At 68.6% G+C, this 15056-nt stretch carries 14 protein-coding genes; 12 read left to right on the top strand and 2 right to left on the bottom strand.

The window, feature by feature from the left end; translation table 11 throughout:
• Positions 1–10 precede the first annotated feature (10 nt).
• The 11 genes from nudE (at position 11) to PIQ37_RS03445 (ending at position 8563) form a co-directional block, all read left to right on the top strand.
• Positions 11–565, top strand: a complete 555-nt coding sequence (gene nudE, locus PIQ37_RS03495; protein WP_026143746.1) for an ADP compounds hydrolase NudE — start codon at positions 11–13, stop codon at positions 563–565.
• A complete protein-coding gene (gene cysQ / locus PIQ37_RS03490) occupies positions 562–1362 on the top strand; it encodes a 3'(2'),5'-bisphosphate nucleotidase CysQ (RefSeq protein WP_342072348.1) in 801 nt (266 codons plus the stop codon). The genes nudE and cysQ overlap by 4 nt, the downstream gene beginning before the upstream one ends.
• Positions 1363–1489: 127 nt before the next feature.
• A complete protein-coding gene (gene mazG, locus PIQ37_RS03485) occupies positions 1490–2266 on the top strand; it encodes a nucleoside triphosphate pyrophosphohydrolase (protein ID WP_342072428.1) in 777 nt (258 codons plus the stop codon).
• On the top strand, positions 2263–2586 hold the full coding sequence (locus PIQ37_RS03480) for a YnfA family protein (protein WP_017916569.1): 324 nt from the start codon (positions 2263–2265) through the stop codon (positions 2584–2586). The genes mazG and PIQ37_RS03480 overlap by 4 nt, the downstream gene beginning before the upstream one ends.
• A gap of 501 nt (positions 2587–3087) precedes the next feature.
• On the top strand, positions 3088–3390 hold the full coding sequence (locus PIQ37_RS03475) for a DUF962 domain-containing protein (RefSeq protein ID WP_017910461.1): 303 nt from the start codon (positions 3088–3090) through the stop codon (positions 3388–3390).
• 65 nt (positions 3391–3455) lie between these two features.
• On the top strand, positions 3456–4421 hold the full coding sequence (locus PIQ37_RS03470; RefSeq protein WP_026144668.1) for an SPFH domain-containing protein: 966 nt from the start codon (positions 3456–3458) through the stop codon (positions 4419–4421).
• A gap of 3 nt (positions 4422–4424) precedes the next feature.
• Positions 4425–4856, top strand: a complete 432-nt coding sequence (locus PIQ37_RS03465) for an NfeD family protein (RefSeq protein WP_342072347.1) — start codon at positions 4425–4427, stop codon at positions 4854–4856.
• A gap of 433 nt (positions 4857–5289) precedes the next feature.
• On the top strand, positions 5290–6396 hold the full coding sequence (gene gcvT / locus PIQ37_RS03460; RefSeq protein ID WP_342072346.1) for a glycine cleavage system aminomethyltransferase GcvT: 1107 nt from the start codon (positions 5290–5292) through the stop codon (positions 6394–6396).
• A 92-nt stretch (positions 6397–6488) separates the two neighbouring features.
• Positions 6489–6884, top strand: a complete 396-nt coding sequence (gene gcvH, locus PIQ37_RS03455; RefSeq protein ID WP_017910465.1) for a glycine cleavage system protein GcvH — start codon at positions 6489–6491, stop codon at positions 6882–6884.
• A 450-nt stretch (positions 6885–7334) separates the two neighbouring features.
• Positions 7335–7784 (top strand): hypothetical protein, encoded by a 450-nt coding sequence (locus tag PIQ37_RS03450; protein WP_342072345.1) that lies wholly within the window; start codon positions 7335–7337, stop codon positions 7782–7784.
• A 323-nt stretch (positions 7785–8107) separates the two neighbouring features.
• Positions 8108–8563: a hypothetical protein gene (locus PIQ37_RS03445; protein WP_010344200.1), complete on the top strand. Its 456-nt coding sequence runs from the start codon at positions 8108–8110 to the stop codon at positions 8561–8563.
• A 1618-nt stretch (positions 8564–10181) separates the two neighbouring features.
• On the opposite strand, the gene PIQ37_RS03440 is transcribed toward PIQ37_RS03445, so the two are convergent.
• Together PIQ37_RS03440 and PIQ37_RS03435 are read right to left on the bottom strand one after the other, a co-directional pair.
• Positions 10182–11570, bottom strand: a complete 1389-nt coding sequence (locus PIQ37_RS03440) for a serine hydrolase domain-containing protein (protein WP_342072344.1) — start codon at positions 11568–11570, stop codon at positions 10182–10184.
• Between the two features lie 319 nt (positions 11571–11889).
• On the bottom strand, positions 11890–13488 hold the full coding sequence (locus tag PIQ37_RS03435) for a GMC family oxidoreductase (RefSeq protein ID WP_342072343.1): 1599 nt from the start codon (positions 13486–13488) through the stop codon (positions 11890–11892).
• A gap of 208 nt (positions 13489–13696) precedes the next feature.
• Between PIQ37_RS03435 and PIQ37_RS03430 the strand changes: the two genes are divergently transcribed.
• The gene (locus tag PIQ37_RS03430) at positions 13697–15043 is read left to right on the top strand and encodes an NTP/NDP exchange transporter (RefSeq protein ID WP_342072342.1); all 1347 of its coding nucleotides are present in this window, start codon (positions 13697–13699) and stop codon (positions 15041–15043) included.
• Positions 15044–15056: the final 13 nt, after the last annotated feature.

Here is a 15056-nt window from a genome sequence, read left to right as displayed (position 1 = left end):
GGGTGCCGGCGTGACCCGTCGGTTGCCGGTCATCCACGCCGTGCGCGAGCGCAGCGAGTCCGCCGCCGAGCGCCGGGTCGAGGAGCTGGACCTGGAGTTCAGCAACGGCGAGCGCCGCGTGTTCCACCGGCTCAAGGCGCCGGGCCATGGCGCGGTGGTGGTGGTGCCGATGCTGGATGCGCAGACCGTGCTGCTGGTGCGCGAATACGCCGCCGGCGTGCACCGCTACGAACTGGGCCTGGTCAAGGGCCGCATCGACGCCGGCGAGACCCCGCTGCAGGCGGCCGACCGCGAACTCAAGGAAGAGGCCGGCTACGGCGCACGGCAGTTGCGCGTGCTGCGCGCGATGACCCTGGCGCCGACCTACATGAGCCACCAGTCGTGGCTGGTGCTTGCACAAGATCTCTATCCCGAACGACTGACCGGCGACGAGCCGGAGGAATTGGAAGTGGTGCCCTGGAAACTGGCTGAACTGGATCAACTGATGTTGCGTGAAGATTTTTCCGAGGGGCGTTCGCTGGCGGCGCTGTTCATCGCCCGCGAGTGGCTGGGTCGGGCCGAATGATCCGTCTGACCAGTGATTTGCGCGAAACCGTGATCGCCATCGCCATCGATGCCGCCGCGGCCATCATGTCCGTCTATGCCACCGGCTTCGAGGTGGAGCACAAGGCCGATACCAGTCCGTTGACCCAGGCCGACCTGGCTGCGCACCAGATCATCGTCGAAGGCCTGGAGCGGCTGACCCCGGACCTGCCGGTGCTGTCCGAGGAATCGGCGCAGATCCCGTGGGAGGTGCGCGAGCACTGGACCACCTATTGGCTGGTCGACCCGCTCGACGGCACCCGTGAGTTCGTCAAGCGCAACGGCGAATTCAGCGTCAACATCGCGCTGATCCACCAGGGCGCGCCGGTGTTCGGCGTGGTCCAGGCGCCGGTCGATGGCCGCGTCTGGCACGCGGTGCGCGGCGAGCAGGCGTACCGCCGCGAGGGCTTCCGCGACACCGCGTTGAACACGCGACGTCCGGCCACCGCGCCGCTGCGGGTGGCGGCGAGCCGTTCGCACCGCGACCCGCGTACCGACGCGCTGCTGCAGCGCATGGGCGAGATCGAACTGGTCGCGCAGGGGTCGTCGCTGAAGTTCTGCCGGATCGCCGACGGCGACCTGGACGTGTACCCGCGCTTCGGCCCGACCTCCGAATGGGACACCGCCGCCGGGCAGTGCGTGCTGCAGGCCGCTGGCGGCGCGCTGCTGGCCGCCGCGACCGGCAAGCCGTTCCGCTACAACCGCCGCGAATCGTTGCTCAACGGCGACTTCGTGGCGCTGGGCGATGCGGCGCTGCCCTGGCGCGACTGGCTGGGCTGAGCAGCGCCACGCGCGCGCCGCATGGCGCGCGCTCTGCCACACTAGGCGGCAGGCGGCAGCGGTGCCGTCGCACCGGAACCCGCCCGTGACTCCAGCCCGCTACGACCTTCCTGCCCTGCTCGACATCATGGCGCGCCTGCGCGACCCCGCGCAGGGCTGCCCCTGGGACCTGGAGCAGGACTTCGCCAGCATCGCCGCGTACACGATCGAAGAGGCCTACGAAGTGGCCGACGCGATCGACCGCCAGGACCTGGCCGGGCTGAAGGACGAACTCGGCGATCTGCTGCTGCAGGTGGTGTTCCATGCGCAGATGGCGCGCGAGCAGGGCGCGTTCGGCTTCGACGACGTGGTCGCGGCGATCTGCGACAAGATGGTGCGCCGCCATCCGCACGTGTTCGGCGACAGTCAGGTGGCCGATGCCGAACAGCAGACGCTGAAGTGGGAAGAGATCAAACGCGCCGAGCGCGCCGCCGCCGGCGAGCGCGACGGCTCGGCACTGGCCGGCATCGCCCGTGGCCTGCCGGAATGGCAGCGCGCGCTGAAGCTGCAGTCGCGTGCGGCGCGGGTCGGCTTCGACTGGCCCGGCCCCGCGCCGGTGCTGGACAAGGTGCAGGAAGAACTGGAGGAAGTGCGTGCGGAACTGGCGCATGGCGCCGCAGTCGATCCGGCACGCCTGCAGGACGAGATCGGCGACCTGCTGTTCGTCTGCGCCAATCTGGCGCGGCATGCCAAGGTCGACGTCGGCGCTGCGCTGCGCCACGCCAACCTCAAGTTCGAGCGCCGCTTCCGCGCGATGGAGCGGCTTGCGCAGCAGGACGGTGGCGCGCTGGACGGCCTGACCCTGGCGCAGCAGGAGACGTACTGGCAGCGCGCCAAGGACGAAGAGCGCGCCGCGGCCGGATGAAGACCCTGCTGCTGTTCGTGCTGACTGCCGTCGCGGAAATCGTCGGCTGCTACCTGCCTTATCTCTGGCTGCGCGAACAGCGCAGCGCCTGGCTGCTGTTGCCGGCCGCGGGCAGCCTGGCGGCCTTCGTCTGGCTGCTGACCCTGCATCCCGCCGCCAGCGGCCGCGTCTATGCTGCCTACGGCGGCGTCTATGTCGCCGTCGCCTTGCTGTGGCTGTGGACGGTGCAGGGCATGCGCCCCACGCGCTGGGACCTGCTCGGCGCCGGCCTGTGCCTGGCCGGCATGGCGGTGATCATGTTCGCGCCGCGGCAGGGCTGAGGGCTGCGCGGCAGGCTGTCTTGCGACGACGAGAGGCCGGCCCGCGCGTGGGAGCGGCATCAGCCGCGACGGGCGTTCCCGGTAAAGCCCTTCGCGGCTGAAGCCGCTCCTGCAGGATACATTTCGTTGCGATTGGCGGTGCTCTGCAGCGGCGCCACATGCCATCGGCGATTCGTGTAGCGGCTGAATCCGTTCCCGCGAAACTCACCGCACGTCCCGCTGCGTTGGCGCTGCGCAGCGCGTGAATGGAAATGCCCCGACGCCTTGCCCGCAACGCGATGACGTGTCCCGCCTTCCGAGGCGTTGTGCCCCGCCGCAGTTCTTTGCAGGTGGGCGGTTTCCATGCGGTTACCGAATCGCAGACATGCCTGGTGCGGCGCTGCGGTCTGCTGCGTGAGCACATCCGGCGACCGCGCCTGCGCGTCGCGTCCGTGCGCAGCGCGCGACACCCGCGCTCCCAGCGTATGCTGGACGCCTGCGTCGCCTCGGGAGGGCCATCGCATGCGTCGCTTCTCCAGTTTCCGCGAGTTCTATCCGTTCTATCTGAGCGAGCACCGGCATCGGGTGTCGCGACGGCTGCATTTCGTCGGCAGCCTCGGCGTGCTGGCGAGCCTGCTGCTGGCGCTGTGCACCGGCCAGCCGCGCTGGCTGTGGGCGGCACCGGTCTGTGGCTACGGCTGCGCCTGGATCGGCCACTTCGTGTTCGAGAAGAACCGCCCTGCCACCTTCAAGCATCCGCTGTACTCGCTGGCCGGCGACTGGGTCATGTTCAAGGACATGCTGCTGGGCCGCATCCGCTGGTGACCGGCACGTGCGCGTGCGCTGGCTATACTGCGGATTCGATTCCTTCTTCTGGTTAATGGAGCAACCTGATGCCGTCTTCCTTCTTCCTCGCCATGGTCCTGCTGGTCGCCGGCGTGATCCTGCTGTTCAAGGCCGTGCGCATGGTGCCGCAGGGCTACCAGTGGACGGTCGAGTGCTTCGGCCGCTATACCCACACGCTGTCGCCCGGCCTGCATTTCCTGATTCCGGTGATGTACGGGGTGGGCCGCAAGGTCAACATGATGGAACAGGTGCTGGACGTGCCCAGCCAGGACGTCATCACCAAGGACAACGCAGTGGTGCGCGTGGACGGCGTGGTGTTCTTCCAGGTGCTGGATGCCGCCAAGGCCGCGTATGAAGTGTCGAATCTGGAGATCGCCACCATTGCCCTGGTGCAGACCAACATCCGCACCGTGATCGGTTCGATGGACCTGGACGAGTCGCTGAGCCAGCGCGAGACCATCAACGCGCAGTTGTTGAACGTGGTCGACCATGCCACCAATCCGTGGGGCATCAAGGTCACCCGCATCGAGATCCGCGATATCCAGCCGCCGCGCGACCTGGTCGATGCGATGGCCCGGCAGATGAAGGCCGAGCGCGAGAAGCGCGCGCAGATCCTCGAGGCGGAGGGCTCGCGGCAGTCGGAGATCCTGCGCGCCGACGGCGAGAAGCAGGCGGCGGTGCTGGAAGCCGAAGGCCGCAAGGAGGCCGCGTTCCGCGATGCCGAGGCACGTGAGCGCCTGGCCGAGGCCGAAGCGCGGGCGACGGCGATGGTGTCAAAGGCGATCGCCGAAGGCGACGTGCAGGCGATCAACTACTTCGTCGCGCAGAAGTACGTGGAGGCGTTCAAGGAACTGGCCACCGCGCCGAACCAGAAGTTCGTGCTGATGCCGATGGAGTCCAGCGGCATCATCGGTTCGATCGCCGGCATCGCCGAACTGGCGCGCGAGGCGCTGAACAAGCAGGCCACCCCGCCGGCAGTGCCGCGCGTGCCGCCGCGCAACGGAGTCTGAGCCATGCGCATTGAGGTAGTGGCCTGGGGTGCCCTGACCTTGTTGCTGTTCGCGGCCGAATCGCTGGCGCCGGGCGCCTTCATGCTGTGGATGGGCTTCGCCGCCGCGGCGGTGTTCCTCGCCGTGCTGGTGTTCCCGGACATCTCCCTGCTGCTGCAGGTCGGCGCGTTCGTGGTGCTGAGCTTCGTCTCGATCCAGGTGTACCGCACCTGGTTCCGCCACCGCGGCCGGACCAGCGACCAGCCGCTGCTCAACCGCCGCGCCGAGCAACTGATCGGCCGCATGGTGACCCTGGACCAGCCGATCCAGGGCGGCCGCGGTCGCGCCAAGGTCGACGACGCCTTCTGGGTGGTCGGCGGCCCCGACCTGCCGGCCGGCAGCACAGTGCGCATCGTCGGCGTGGATGGCATGACGCTGCTGGTCCAGGCGGCTTGAACGCCGGGATTGGGGAGTCGGGAGTGGGGATTCGTAGGAGCGGCTTCAGCCGCGACCTGGGACCGATGACGGGTTGCGGCTGAAGCCGCTGGCACTGCGCGATCGAGCGCGAGCCCTTCGGCTCAGACGGCCGCTCCTGCGAATCCCAAATCCCGATTCTCCAATCCCCGGCCTTCGGTGGGTCGCGGCTGAAGCCGCTCCTACGGCACTGCGCGATCAAGCGCCAACGTTCCGGCTCAAGACGGCCGCTCCTGCGAATCCCCACTCCCGACTCCCCAATCCCGGCCTTCGCTGAGGCCGCTCCTATGGCACTGCGCGATCGAGCGCCAGTCCTTCGGATCCAGGAAAGCCGCTCCTGCGAATCCCCAATCCCGACTCTCCAATCCCTGCCCCACCCAGCGATAATGGGGGACTTTTCTCACGGACCCGCGCCATGACCCAGAAGACCATCCTCAACGACAGCCACCGCGCCCTCGGCGCCAAGATGGTCGACTTCGGCGGCTGGGACATGCCGATCCACTACGGCTCGCAGATCGACGAGCACCACCAGGTGCGCCGCGACGCCGGCATGTTCGACGTCAGCCACATGACCGTGGTCGATCTGCACGGCGAGCAGGTCCGCGCGTTCCTGCGCCATCTGCTGGCCAATTCGGTGGACAAGCTGAAGGTGCCGGGCAAGGCGCTGTACACCTGCATGCTCAACCCGCAGGGCGGGGTGATCGACGATCTGATCGTTTATTACATGTCCGAGACGTTCTTCCGCCTGGTGGTCAACGCCGCCACCCGCGCCAAGGATCTGGCCTGGATCGGCGAGCAGGCGCAGGCGTTCGGCGTGCAGGTGCGCGAGCGCGACGACTTCGCGATGATCGCGGTGCAGGGGCCGAACGCGCGCGCCAAGGCGATCGGCCTGCTGCGCGAGCAGGATCGTGCCGCGGCGCAGAAGCTCGGCCGCTTCGCCGCGATCGAGGCCACCTCGGACGCGGGCGTGCCGCTGTTCGTCGCGCGCACCGGCTACACCGGCGAAGACGGGTTCGAGATCGTGCTGCCGCAAGCGCAGGCGCCGGCGTTCTGGGAGGCGCTGATCGGTGCGGGGGTGAAGCCGGCCGGCCTGGGTGCGCGCGATACGCTGCGCCTGGAGGCGGGCATGAACCTCTACGGTCAGGACATGGACGACAGCGTCTCGCCTTACGAGGCCGCGCTGGCCTGGACGGTGACCCTCGACGAGGGCCGCGACTTCATCGGCCGCGCTGTGCTGGAAGCGCAGAAGGCCGGCGGCGCGCCGCGGCAGATGATCGGCCTGGTGATGGACGAGAAGGGCGTGCTGCGCCACGGGCAGAAGGTGCTGACCGCGAACGGTGACGGCGAGATCCTGTCCGGCACCTTCTCGCCGACGCTGGGCAAGGCCATCGCCTTCGCGCGGGTGCCGGCCGGCGAGCCGGGTGCGGTGCGCGTGGACATCCGCGGCAAGGAAGTGCCGGTGCGCGTGGTCAAGTTCCCGTTCGTGCGCGAAGGCCAGGTCCAGCCCGGCTTGCTCGGCTGAGTCCTGTCCGCCGCGCGCGACTTCTTCCCCAAGCGCGCGGTTCGCTACACTAGACTCCCATCCTCGATACCGTCTTCTTCCGGAGCAGCCCCATGAGCGAGATCCCTGGCGACCTCAAATTCCTCAAGTCCCACGAGTGGGCCCGCGTCGAAGGTAACGGTCGCGTGACCATCGGCATCTCCGACCACGCCCAGGGCCTGCTCGGCGACCTGGTCTACGTCGAGCTGCCGAACGTCGGCGATCACGTCGAAGCCGGCAACGGCGTGGCCGTGGTCGAGTCGGTCAAGGCCGCCTCGGACGTGTACAGCCCGCTCAGCGGCAAGGTCGTCGAGGTCAACACCGCGTTGAGCGACAAGCCGGAAACGATCAACGAGGACGCTTATGGCGAAGGCTGGATCCTGGTGCTGGAAGCGGACGATGCCGAGCAGTTGAACGAACTGCTGTCACCCGACGAGTACGCCGAACTGCTCGAGGACGACGGCCACTGAGCCGACCGCCCATCGCGACACCCGAACCGGCCGCCCAGTGCGGCCGGTTTCTTTTTGGGCGGGGCTCGGCGCGTTCGGCAGCGCCATTCTTTGCATGGCGATCCCGGAACGCGCGTCGCTGGCGTCGCCGCGTGCGTCGCTGCGAAGACCATGTGATATCGCCGCCGGGCGCGCCACGAGCGCAGCGTGTCCGTCGCGTCTGGCGGTGACCGATGCCGACGACCCGCGCATCGGCCGGTGCCGGTTTTCCGACGCGGCGCAGGTGAAGCGTGGCATGGAGGTGCAACGTGGGTCGGCGACGCGGGGGCATCGGCGATGCGGTGTGCGCTGCTCGCGTCGCCGATGCATGGCGGCGCGGTGCGTGCCGGCGCCAGTCGATCACCTCTGCGAGCTGTGCCGGTCGACACGACCGTGCAACGGCATCGCCGGAGGACGCGTTGGCGACTTGGCATGGAGCTGGGCGAGGTCAGTCGTGCGCGTCGCGGTGTGTCGGCGACGTGCGTGCAGGTCGTGTCGCGGTGGCGCGATGTGGCACGACCCGGCGACGCGGCACGCATGCATCGCACGCGTCGTGAGCGCCGCACGACGCAAAAAAGTTTGCGCACTTTTGCGCATTTGCACTTGTGCGATGCCGGAACCGCGCGCGGTCGCGAAATTTTTTTTCAGCTAGCGGACAGGCTGGCGTGCATCGCCGCGGTTCCCGCCGACGCTTCGCCGCTGCCTGCCCTCAACGCGATCGCGGCAGCGTGTCGTTGCAGAAAACACGGAAATTTCCCTGCTTTTTTTGCGTGCGCCGTTTTCCTTGCGGTGTCGGCGTCGGCGATCGGCGGCGTCGGCAAGGCGGCCAGTGCGGCATGCGGCGGTCGTGGCATGCGCGCCATCGAAAAAAAAATTGCGTAGAAGTGTTGACAGTAAAAAAAACCGTGATTAGGTTTCGCCCAGCAGACGTTGCTGCGCAAGCGAGTGAATCGGATCGACATCAAAACGCGAAGCACAACTTGGACATCCGCCAGGAACCCGAAGATGGTGGAGTTGGAGTCGCTTCCCTCCGAGAAACGCAACGTCTCCCCTGGCATCGCACCCGTATCGACTTCCGGTACGGGTGTTTCTGTATCCGATCCGGCCCGCAGCGCGCGCCGGCGGTTCCCGCAGGCGGAGCATCGCCGCGAGGTTGCTTTAACTGGGCATTTTCAATCCATAGTTCACTGACGAGGAGCCATCCCATGGCGACGAAAAAAGCTGCGAAAAAGCCGGCCGCTAAGAAGGCGGTCAAGAAGACTGCCGCCAAGAAGCCGGCAGCGAAGAAGGTTTCGGTAAAGAAGGCGGTCAAGAAGGTCGCCAAGAAGGTGGCCAAGAAGGTCGCCAAGGTGAAGAAGGCGGTCAAGAAGGCCGTTGCCAAGAAGGCAGTGAAGAAGACGGCAAAGAAGGCCGCCACCAAGAAGACCGCGAAGAAGGCCGTCGCCAAGAAGGCGGTGAAGAAGACCGCGAAGAAGGCTGCGACCAAGAAGACCGCTGCCAAGAAGACGGTGAAGAAGTCGGCTGCCAAGAAGCCGGCCGCGAAGAAGGCAACTGCGAAGAAGGCCACCGCCAAGAAGACCGTGGCGAAGAAGAAGCCGGCCGCTCGCAAGAAGAAGGCCGCTCCGGTCGCGCTGCCGGCCACGCCCGCGCCGCTGATCTGATCCATCCCGATCGCTGTTCCTAGACTCTCTCCCCGGTGCCCAGCGGGGAGGGAGTTTTTTATGTGCGGCATCCTGCCGCGCGTGCCCGCAGTCCCGGTTGTGGGAGGGACTTCAGTCCCGACCCGAGAGTACCTCCGTGGTGCCTCCGTCCGACGATCCCCGCGGCGTCCGTCTTCTCGATCCACGCTGGCCGTTCCCTGTGCCCTGCTTGCCAGGCTGCGACGTGGACATCGCGCCTGTGCCTGTCGCATCGGTAACGGACGCGGCAAGACGCGTCGCCTCCGTGCCACGGTCGGCGCCTGCGGGCAGGGCCACGCATCCATCTGATCTCCCTGGCATGCACGTGCGGCCTGGGCAGCCACGCGAGTACCGGGAGGCGCGGGCAGTTATCCTCGGCGTGCCATTTGCGCGGCAGCTACTCCGGCAACGACACGACGGTAGGCGGCAGCAAAGGCCGTCATATCGCGCTCAATGGATCGCCCCTGGCGTGGACCGACCGTCGGGATCGGGGCCGCTACAGCAGCCGGAACGCCTGGCATTCGCCGACCCAGCCAAGGCGTTGCGTGCGCACTTGCAGCGCGTCAGCGCGCCTTGTCCGCCGGTCGACTCCGCAGCACCGGTTTTTCCCGCGTATCCGTGGACTGAGGGGAGTCTCCGGCCGCCTGCTTTCGCCACACTCAGGCCGGATGCAGTCTGTCCTGTGGGAGTCGACTGTCGTGCAGCCGCGACAAGCGAAGCCGAAAGCCGGCTGACACCCTCCGTCGTCGGGACTGAAGTCCCTCCCACAGTGCACCCGGCGGGTTCGCCGCAAACCCCTGTGGGAGCGGATTCAGCCACGACGGGCTTTGTCTGGAATGCCCGTCGCTGCTGAAGCGACTCCCACAGTGGCTTCCGAGCTCGGCGGGTGACTGTGGGAGGGGCTTCAGTCCCGACGCATTGGGCCATCGGAAAGCACCCACCACTTCGCGCGTCGCGGTTGCATGACAGTCGACTCCCCCAGGATGCTTCTCGTCGGTCGTGATCGGAGGTGTCCTGCAGTCGCGCCTCGCGCGCTGCCGAGCGCACTTCGGCTTGGTGCACCGAGTTGCCAGCACGCCAACAGCAGCTTGTGGCGATGCGGGGCGCAGCGACACCAGATGCCGGATCGCGAACAATGCCGAGAGGGCGCGGTGTGTGCCCTGTGCGCGATCTTGCAAGCGACGGTGCGCCACCACCCTCACCGCGGCCGTACGCGGGCGCTCCGAGCGCCTGCTGCCGCTGGGGCGACGCAGTCGCCGATCGTTCGTGCAGGCACGACGTCGGCGTTGCGGCCACACTTTGTGACGCGCTCGTGCCAGCGCATCGCCGCAGCCGGGACAGGACTGCGTCCCCGCGCCGGGAAGAAGGGCGCACGCAGCGCAGGTCAGCGCTGTAAACAGCGGAAAGGCGGTTCGCGCGCCCGTTCGCGAGGATGCTGCGCGAGTGCGCGCTCAGTGCGGCGGAGACCGCACCGTGTCGTTGCTGCGGGAACGGCACCGCGTCCCAGCCGGGAAGGGGCACACGCAGTGCAGGTCGGCGCTGCAGACAGCAGAAAGGCGGCTTGCGCCGCCCTCTGCGAGGATGCCGCGGGAGGCCGCGCTCAGTGCGGCGAGGCCACCGACTTGGAGGAGGACGCGCCCTTCTTGTCCTTCGGGTCCGGACGCTCGGCCATCAGGTTGTCGCTGCCGAAGTCGGTGTCCACGTCCAGCCAGCGCTGCGCCGGCAGACCGATCGCGCGGTCGAGCACGGTCGGCAGCAGGCCCGAGGGCAGGCCGCTTTCGCCGTTCCACAGGATGGCCACGCCGAGGTCGCGTTCCGGCACCAGCGCGATCAGGCCGCGGTAGCCCTGCACCGCGCCGGCATGGAAGATCACTTGGTGACCGGAGTAGTCGAACACGCGCCAGCCCAGCGCGTAGCTGGCCGAGTTGACCCGCGCGCGGCGCCAGCCCGAGCGCATTTCGCCGGGGGTGAGGATCAGCGGCGCGTGCAGGGTCGCCAGCAGCGGCTCCGGCAGCACGTCGGGACGATGCCCGGTCTGCGCGATCAGCCACTGCGCCATGTCGCTGATGCTGGCGTTGACGCCGGCGGCCGGCGCCAGGCGGTAGTAGGTCGGCTTGGGCGTCAGCGAGACCCAGCCGTTGCGGCTGCGCACATGCGGGCGCGCCCAGCGCGGGCTGGCCTGGATGCCGGCCAAGCCCATGCTGGCGTCGTTCATGCCCAGCGGCTTGAAGATGCGGCGCTCCACCGACTGCTCGTAGAAGCTGCCGGACGCGGCGAACACCACGTCGCCGATCAGGCTGAAGGCGACGTTCTGGTAGGCGTAGCACTCGCCCGGCGCGCACTTCAGCGGCGCATAGGCCAGCTTGTGGCTGAGCGTGTAGTAGTCGATGTTGGATTCGACGTCGCGGTCGTAGGCGTTGTAGGTGAGGCCGACGCGGTGGCTGAGCAGATCGGCGACGTTCAACTGGCGCGTGGCGACCGGGTCGCTGAGCTGGAAGCCGGGCACGTAGTCGACGACCTTGCTGTCCCAGCGCAGGGTGCCGTCGTTGACCAGCAGGCCGGCCATCGTGCCGGCGAACGCCTTGGACAGCGAGGCCAGGCGGAACACGGTGTGCGCATCGACCTGCTCGGGGCGGTTGACGTCGGTGACGCCGTAGCCGCGCGCGCTGAGCACCTGGCCGTTGTGCACGATGGCCATCGCCAGACCGGGCACGCGCTCGCCATAGGTCAACTGTTCGGCGACCGATTCCAGCGCGGCGACGTCGAAGTCCTTGGCCAGCGGCATCACCTGGCTCTGGGTGAGCGAAGCGCGGTAGGGCAGCGGCTGGGTCGGCGAGGTGTAGCGCGTGGCTTCGGTGTGCAGCGGCGGCGGCAGCGGTTGTGCGGGCGCCGGCGTCTGTGCGGTGGAGGACATCGCAAAGGGCAACAATGCCCCGAGCAACCCGGTTGCCACCGGTCGAAGGAGCCGGTGCCTGCTGTTCTGTGTCATTGCGCCTGAGGCCTGTGAGGTGCTGCCGGCCACGATTCTAGCGCCGGATTTCTCGAATGCACAAACTGGGAGAAGATGAATAGGCATCGCCTTGATCCTGCTGGGGATTTCCCGCCTCGGACGGGGGCTATGCAGGCCCGCCAGCGAGGGGCGGCGAGGACTGCGGCGGATGCCGATGGACATGCAATCGCCGTGCCGGTGCTTAGCCCCTCTCCCCCCGGGAGAGGGGTTGGGGTGAGGGTCGGTCGCGCAGCAGCGGATCTACCGCCGCGATACTCGTTCGCTCGCCTCCTCCGCGCAGCGGCGCGCAACAACCGCCTCACCCCTCCCGCAGCACAGCCCGCCCACGGATCAGATCCGCGGCGCGCTCGGCGATCATCATCGTCGGGCCGTTGGTGTTGCCGCTGACCAGGCGCGGCATCACCGAGGCGTCGACCACGCGCAGGCCGTCGAGACCGCGCAGGCGCAGCTGCGGGTCGACCACCGCCTGCGCATCGCTGCCCATCCGGCAGGTGCCGATGGGGTGATAGATGGTTTCGGCCTTGGCGCGGATGAAGGCGACCAGCCCGGCCTCGTCCAGGTCCTCGCGCGCCGGCAGCAGCGGCGCGCCGCGCCATGCATCGAATGCCGGCTGCTGCAGGATGTGCCGCGCCAGGCGCGCGCATTCCACCAGCATGCGCAGGTCGAAGCCGTCGGGATCGCTCAGGTAGTTGGCCTGGATCCGCGCCGGCGTGCGCGGATCGGCGTCGTTGAGCGCGATGCGGCCGCGGCTGCGTGGCTGCAGGTGGCAGGCGTGCAGGGTGAAGCCGTCGCCGGGCAGGCGGTTGCGGCCGTGGTCGTCGAGCATGGCCGGCACGAAGTGCAACTGGATGTCGGCGCGCGCGTCCGGCGCCAACGGCGAGCGGATGAACCCGCCGGCCTCGGCGATGTTGCTGCTGCCGGCGCCGCGGTGCCCACGCAGGAAATAGTCGAAGGCGATCTTGGCCTGGTTGCGGCGGTCGTAGCTGATGCCCGGGCGGGTGCGGTACAGCGTGCACACGTCCAGGTGATCCTGCAGGTTGGCGCCGACCTGCGGCTGGTCCAGCTGCACCGCGATGCCATGGCGGCGCAGCGCATCGGCCGGGCCGATGCCCGAAAGCATCAGCAAGTGCGGCGAGTTCACCGCGCCGGCGCTGAGCAGCACCTCGCGCGCGGCGCGCGCCTGCACCTCGCGGCCGTCCTGCGCATAGGCCACGCCCACCACGCGTCCGCCTTCGATCAGCAGGCGCAGCACCAGCGCGTCGGTGACCACCTGCAGGTTGTCCCGCGCGCGCGCCGGCGCCAGGTAGGCGACCGCGGCCGAGCAGCGTGCGCCGTCCTTCTGGGTGACCTGGTACAGGCCCACGCCCTGTTGCTGCGGACCATTGAAATCGGGGTTGTGCGGGAAGCCCGCTTCCTTCGCGGCCGCGATGAACACGTCCGAGAGCGGGTTGTGGTAGCGCAGGTCGGAAACGTGCAGCGGGCCGTCGCCGCCATGCAGCGCATCGCCGCCGCGGCTGTTGCATTCGCTGCGGCGGAAGTAGGGCAGCACACCGCGCCAGTCCCAGCCGTCGGCGCCATCGGCCGACCAGTCGTCGTAGTCGGCGGGCACGCCGCGCACGTAGCACATCGCGTTGATCGAACTGGAGCCGCCCAGCACCTTGCCGCGCGGCCACCACAGGCGGCGGTCGTTCAAGGCCGGCTCGGCCTCGGTCAGGTAGTTCCAGTTGATGCGGCGGTTGGTCGCCAGGCGCGCCAGGCCGGCGGGCATGTGGATGAAGGGATTGCGGTCGCGCGGCCCGGCCTCGATCAGCAGCACCTTGCAGTCGCGGTCCTCGCTCAGGCGGTTGGCGAGCACGCAGCCGGCCGAGCCTGCGCCGATGATGATGTAGTCGTACACCCGCAGTGTCCCCTGAGTTCCTGGCGCCGACGCTAGTCGCCGAGGATAGAGCATATGCTCGGCGCGACCCGCCGCCGGACGCGATGCACGTGCAGCGTGGGGGGCGACTGGCGCGCGCGCTGGCGGTGTTGCGGTGCATCAGCTACCGTGCGCGTTTTCCGCCCCCGAAAATCGCCATGTCCCGTTCCTGCGCCAGGGTCCGCCGCCGATGAGCGCCGCCCCGCATGCCCCCGGTGCGCTGGCGCGGTTGCGCGGTGCGTTGCGCGATTCGCCGCCGCTGGCGTGGGCGTTCCTGTACTTCTTCTCGCTGCTCAGCGGCTATTACGTGCTGCGGCCGGTGCGCGAGGCGATGGGCGCCTCCGCCGACGTGGCGGCGGTGTTTCCGCCGGCGATGATCGCGTTCTTCGCCGCGCACGGCATGCCGCTGAAGGAGTTCGCGCTGCAGGTGCTGTTCACCTGCACCTTCCTGATCATGCTGTTGCTGCAGCCGGTCTACGGCGCGCTGGTCAGCCGCTATCCGCGGCGGGTGTTCCTGCCGGTGGTGTACGGCTTCTTCATCGCCACGCTGCTGCTGTTCTACGTGCTGTTCGATAGCGGCGTGCCTGGGCGCGGCATGGCCTTCTTCCTGTGGATCTCGGTGTTCAACCTGTTCGCGGTGGCGGTGTTCTGGAGCTTCATGGCCGATGTCTTCAGCAACACCGAAGCGCGCGCTTGCTACGGCTACATCGGCGCCGCCGGCACGCTCGGCGCGTTCCTGGGGCCGGTGATCGCCAGCAGCCTGGTCGAACGCATCGGCATCGCCAACCTGATGCTGGTGTCGGCCGGCTTCCTTGTGGTCAGCGTGGTGTGCCTGCTGCGCCTGCGGCTGTGGGCGGTCGCCCGCGAGCGCGAGCGCGGCGTGGTCGGCGGCGAGGCGCCGATGGGCGGCGACGTGCTGGCCGGGCTGAAGCTGATCGCGCGCGAGCCGCTGCTGCGCTGGCTCGCGCTGATGTCGGTGTTCGGCGTGGGCGTGGGCACCCTGCTGTACAACGAACAGGCCGCGATCGTGCGCCGCCTGTACACGGATGCGGCGGCCAGCACCGCCTTCTACGCCGGCATCGACCTGGCGGTGAATGCGGTGACCCTGGTGCTGCAGTTGCTGGTCACCCGTGCGCTGCTGTCGCGCTTCGGGATCGGGCCGGCGCTGCTGATCCCCGGCTGCGCGATCCTGCTCGGCTATTCGGTGCTGGCGGTGTCGCCGCTGCCGATGCTGGTGGCGGTGGTGCAGGTGGTGACCCGCGCCGGCGAGTTCTCCCTGGCCAAGCCGGCCCGCGAGACCCTGTATACCCGGGTCGGCCGCGAATGGCGCTACAAGGCCGGCGCGGCGATCGATACGGTGATCTATCGTGGCAGCGACCTCAGCTTCGCGTGGCTGTACAAGCTACTGTCGGGGTTCGGCTCGCAGGTGGTGTTCGTCGCGGGCCTGCTGGCCGCCTCCGGCATGACCCTGGGCGCGTGGCGGCTGCTGCGCGAGGCGGCCAAGCTGCCGCCGGAACGCACGCCGCCAACGCGCTGAGCCGGCGCCGCGT

The sequence above is a fragment of the Xanthomonas protegens genome, from assembly GCF_038442435.1.
GTDB classification, from domain to species: Bacteria; Pseudomonadota; Gammaproteobacteria; order Xanthomonadales; family Xanthomonadaceae; genus Xanthomonas_A; species Xanthomonas_A sontii.
This window is presented reverse-complemented; position numbering and strand designations above follow the sequence as displayed.

Coding starts and splice junctions, on each gene's coding strand:
- gcvT (WP_342072346.1), top strand. CDS start 5,290: ATGACCCAGAAGACCATCCTCAACGACAGCCACCGCGCCCTCGGCGCC.
- PIQ37_RS03440 (WP_342072344.1), bottom strand. CDS start 11,570: ATGACACAGAACAGCAGGCACCGGCTCCTTCGACCGGTGGCAACCGGG.
- PIQ37_RS03430 (WP_342072342.1), top strand. CDS start 13,697: ATGAGCGCCGCCCCGCATGCCCCCGGTGCGCTGGCGCGGTTGCGCGGT.
- PIQ37_RS03445 (WP_010344200.1), top strand. CDS start 8,108: ATGGCGACGAAAAAAGCTGCGAAAAAGCCGGCCGCTAAGAAGGCGGTC.
- mazG (WP_342072428.1), top strand. CDS start 1,490: ATGGCGCGCCTGCGCGACCCCGCGCAGGGCTGCCCCTGGGACCTGGAG.
- PIQ37_RS03465 (WP_342072347.1), top strand. CDS start 4,425: ATGCGCATTGAGGTAGTGGCCTGGGGTGCCCTGACCTTGTTGCTGTTC.
- PIQ37_RS03475 (WP_017910461.1), top strand. CDS start 3,088: ATGCGTCGCTTCTCCAGTTTCCGCGAGTTCTATCCGTTCTATCTGAGC.
- PIQ37_RS03480 (WP_017916569.1), top strand. CDS start 2,263: ATGAAGACCCTGCTGCTGTTCGTGCTGACTGCCGTCGCGGAAATCGTC.
- gcvH (WP_017910465.1), top strand. CDS start 6,489: ATGAGCGAGATCCCTGGCGACCTCAAATTCCTCAAGTCCCACGAGTGG.
- cysQ (WP_342072348.1), top strand. CDS start 562: ATGATCCGTCTGACCAGTGATTTGCGCGAAACCGTGATCGCCATCGCC.
- PIQ37_RS03450 (WP_342072345.1), top strand. CDS start 7,335: ATGGAGCTGGGCGAGGTCAGTCGTGCGCGTCGCGGTGTGTCGGCGACG.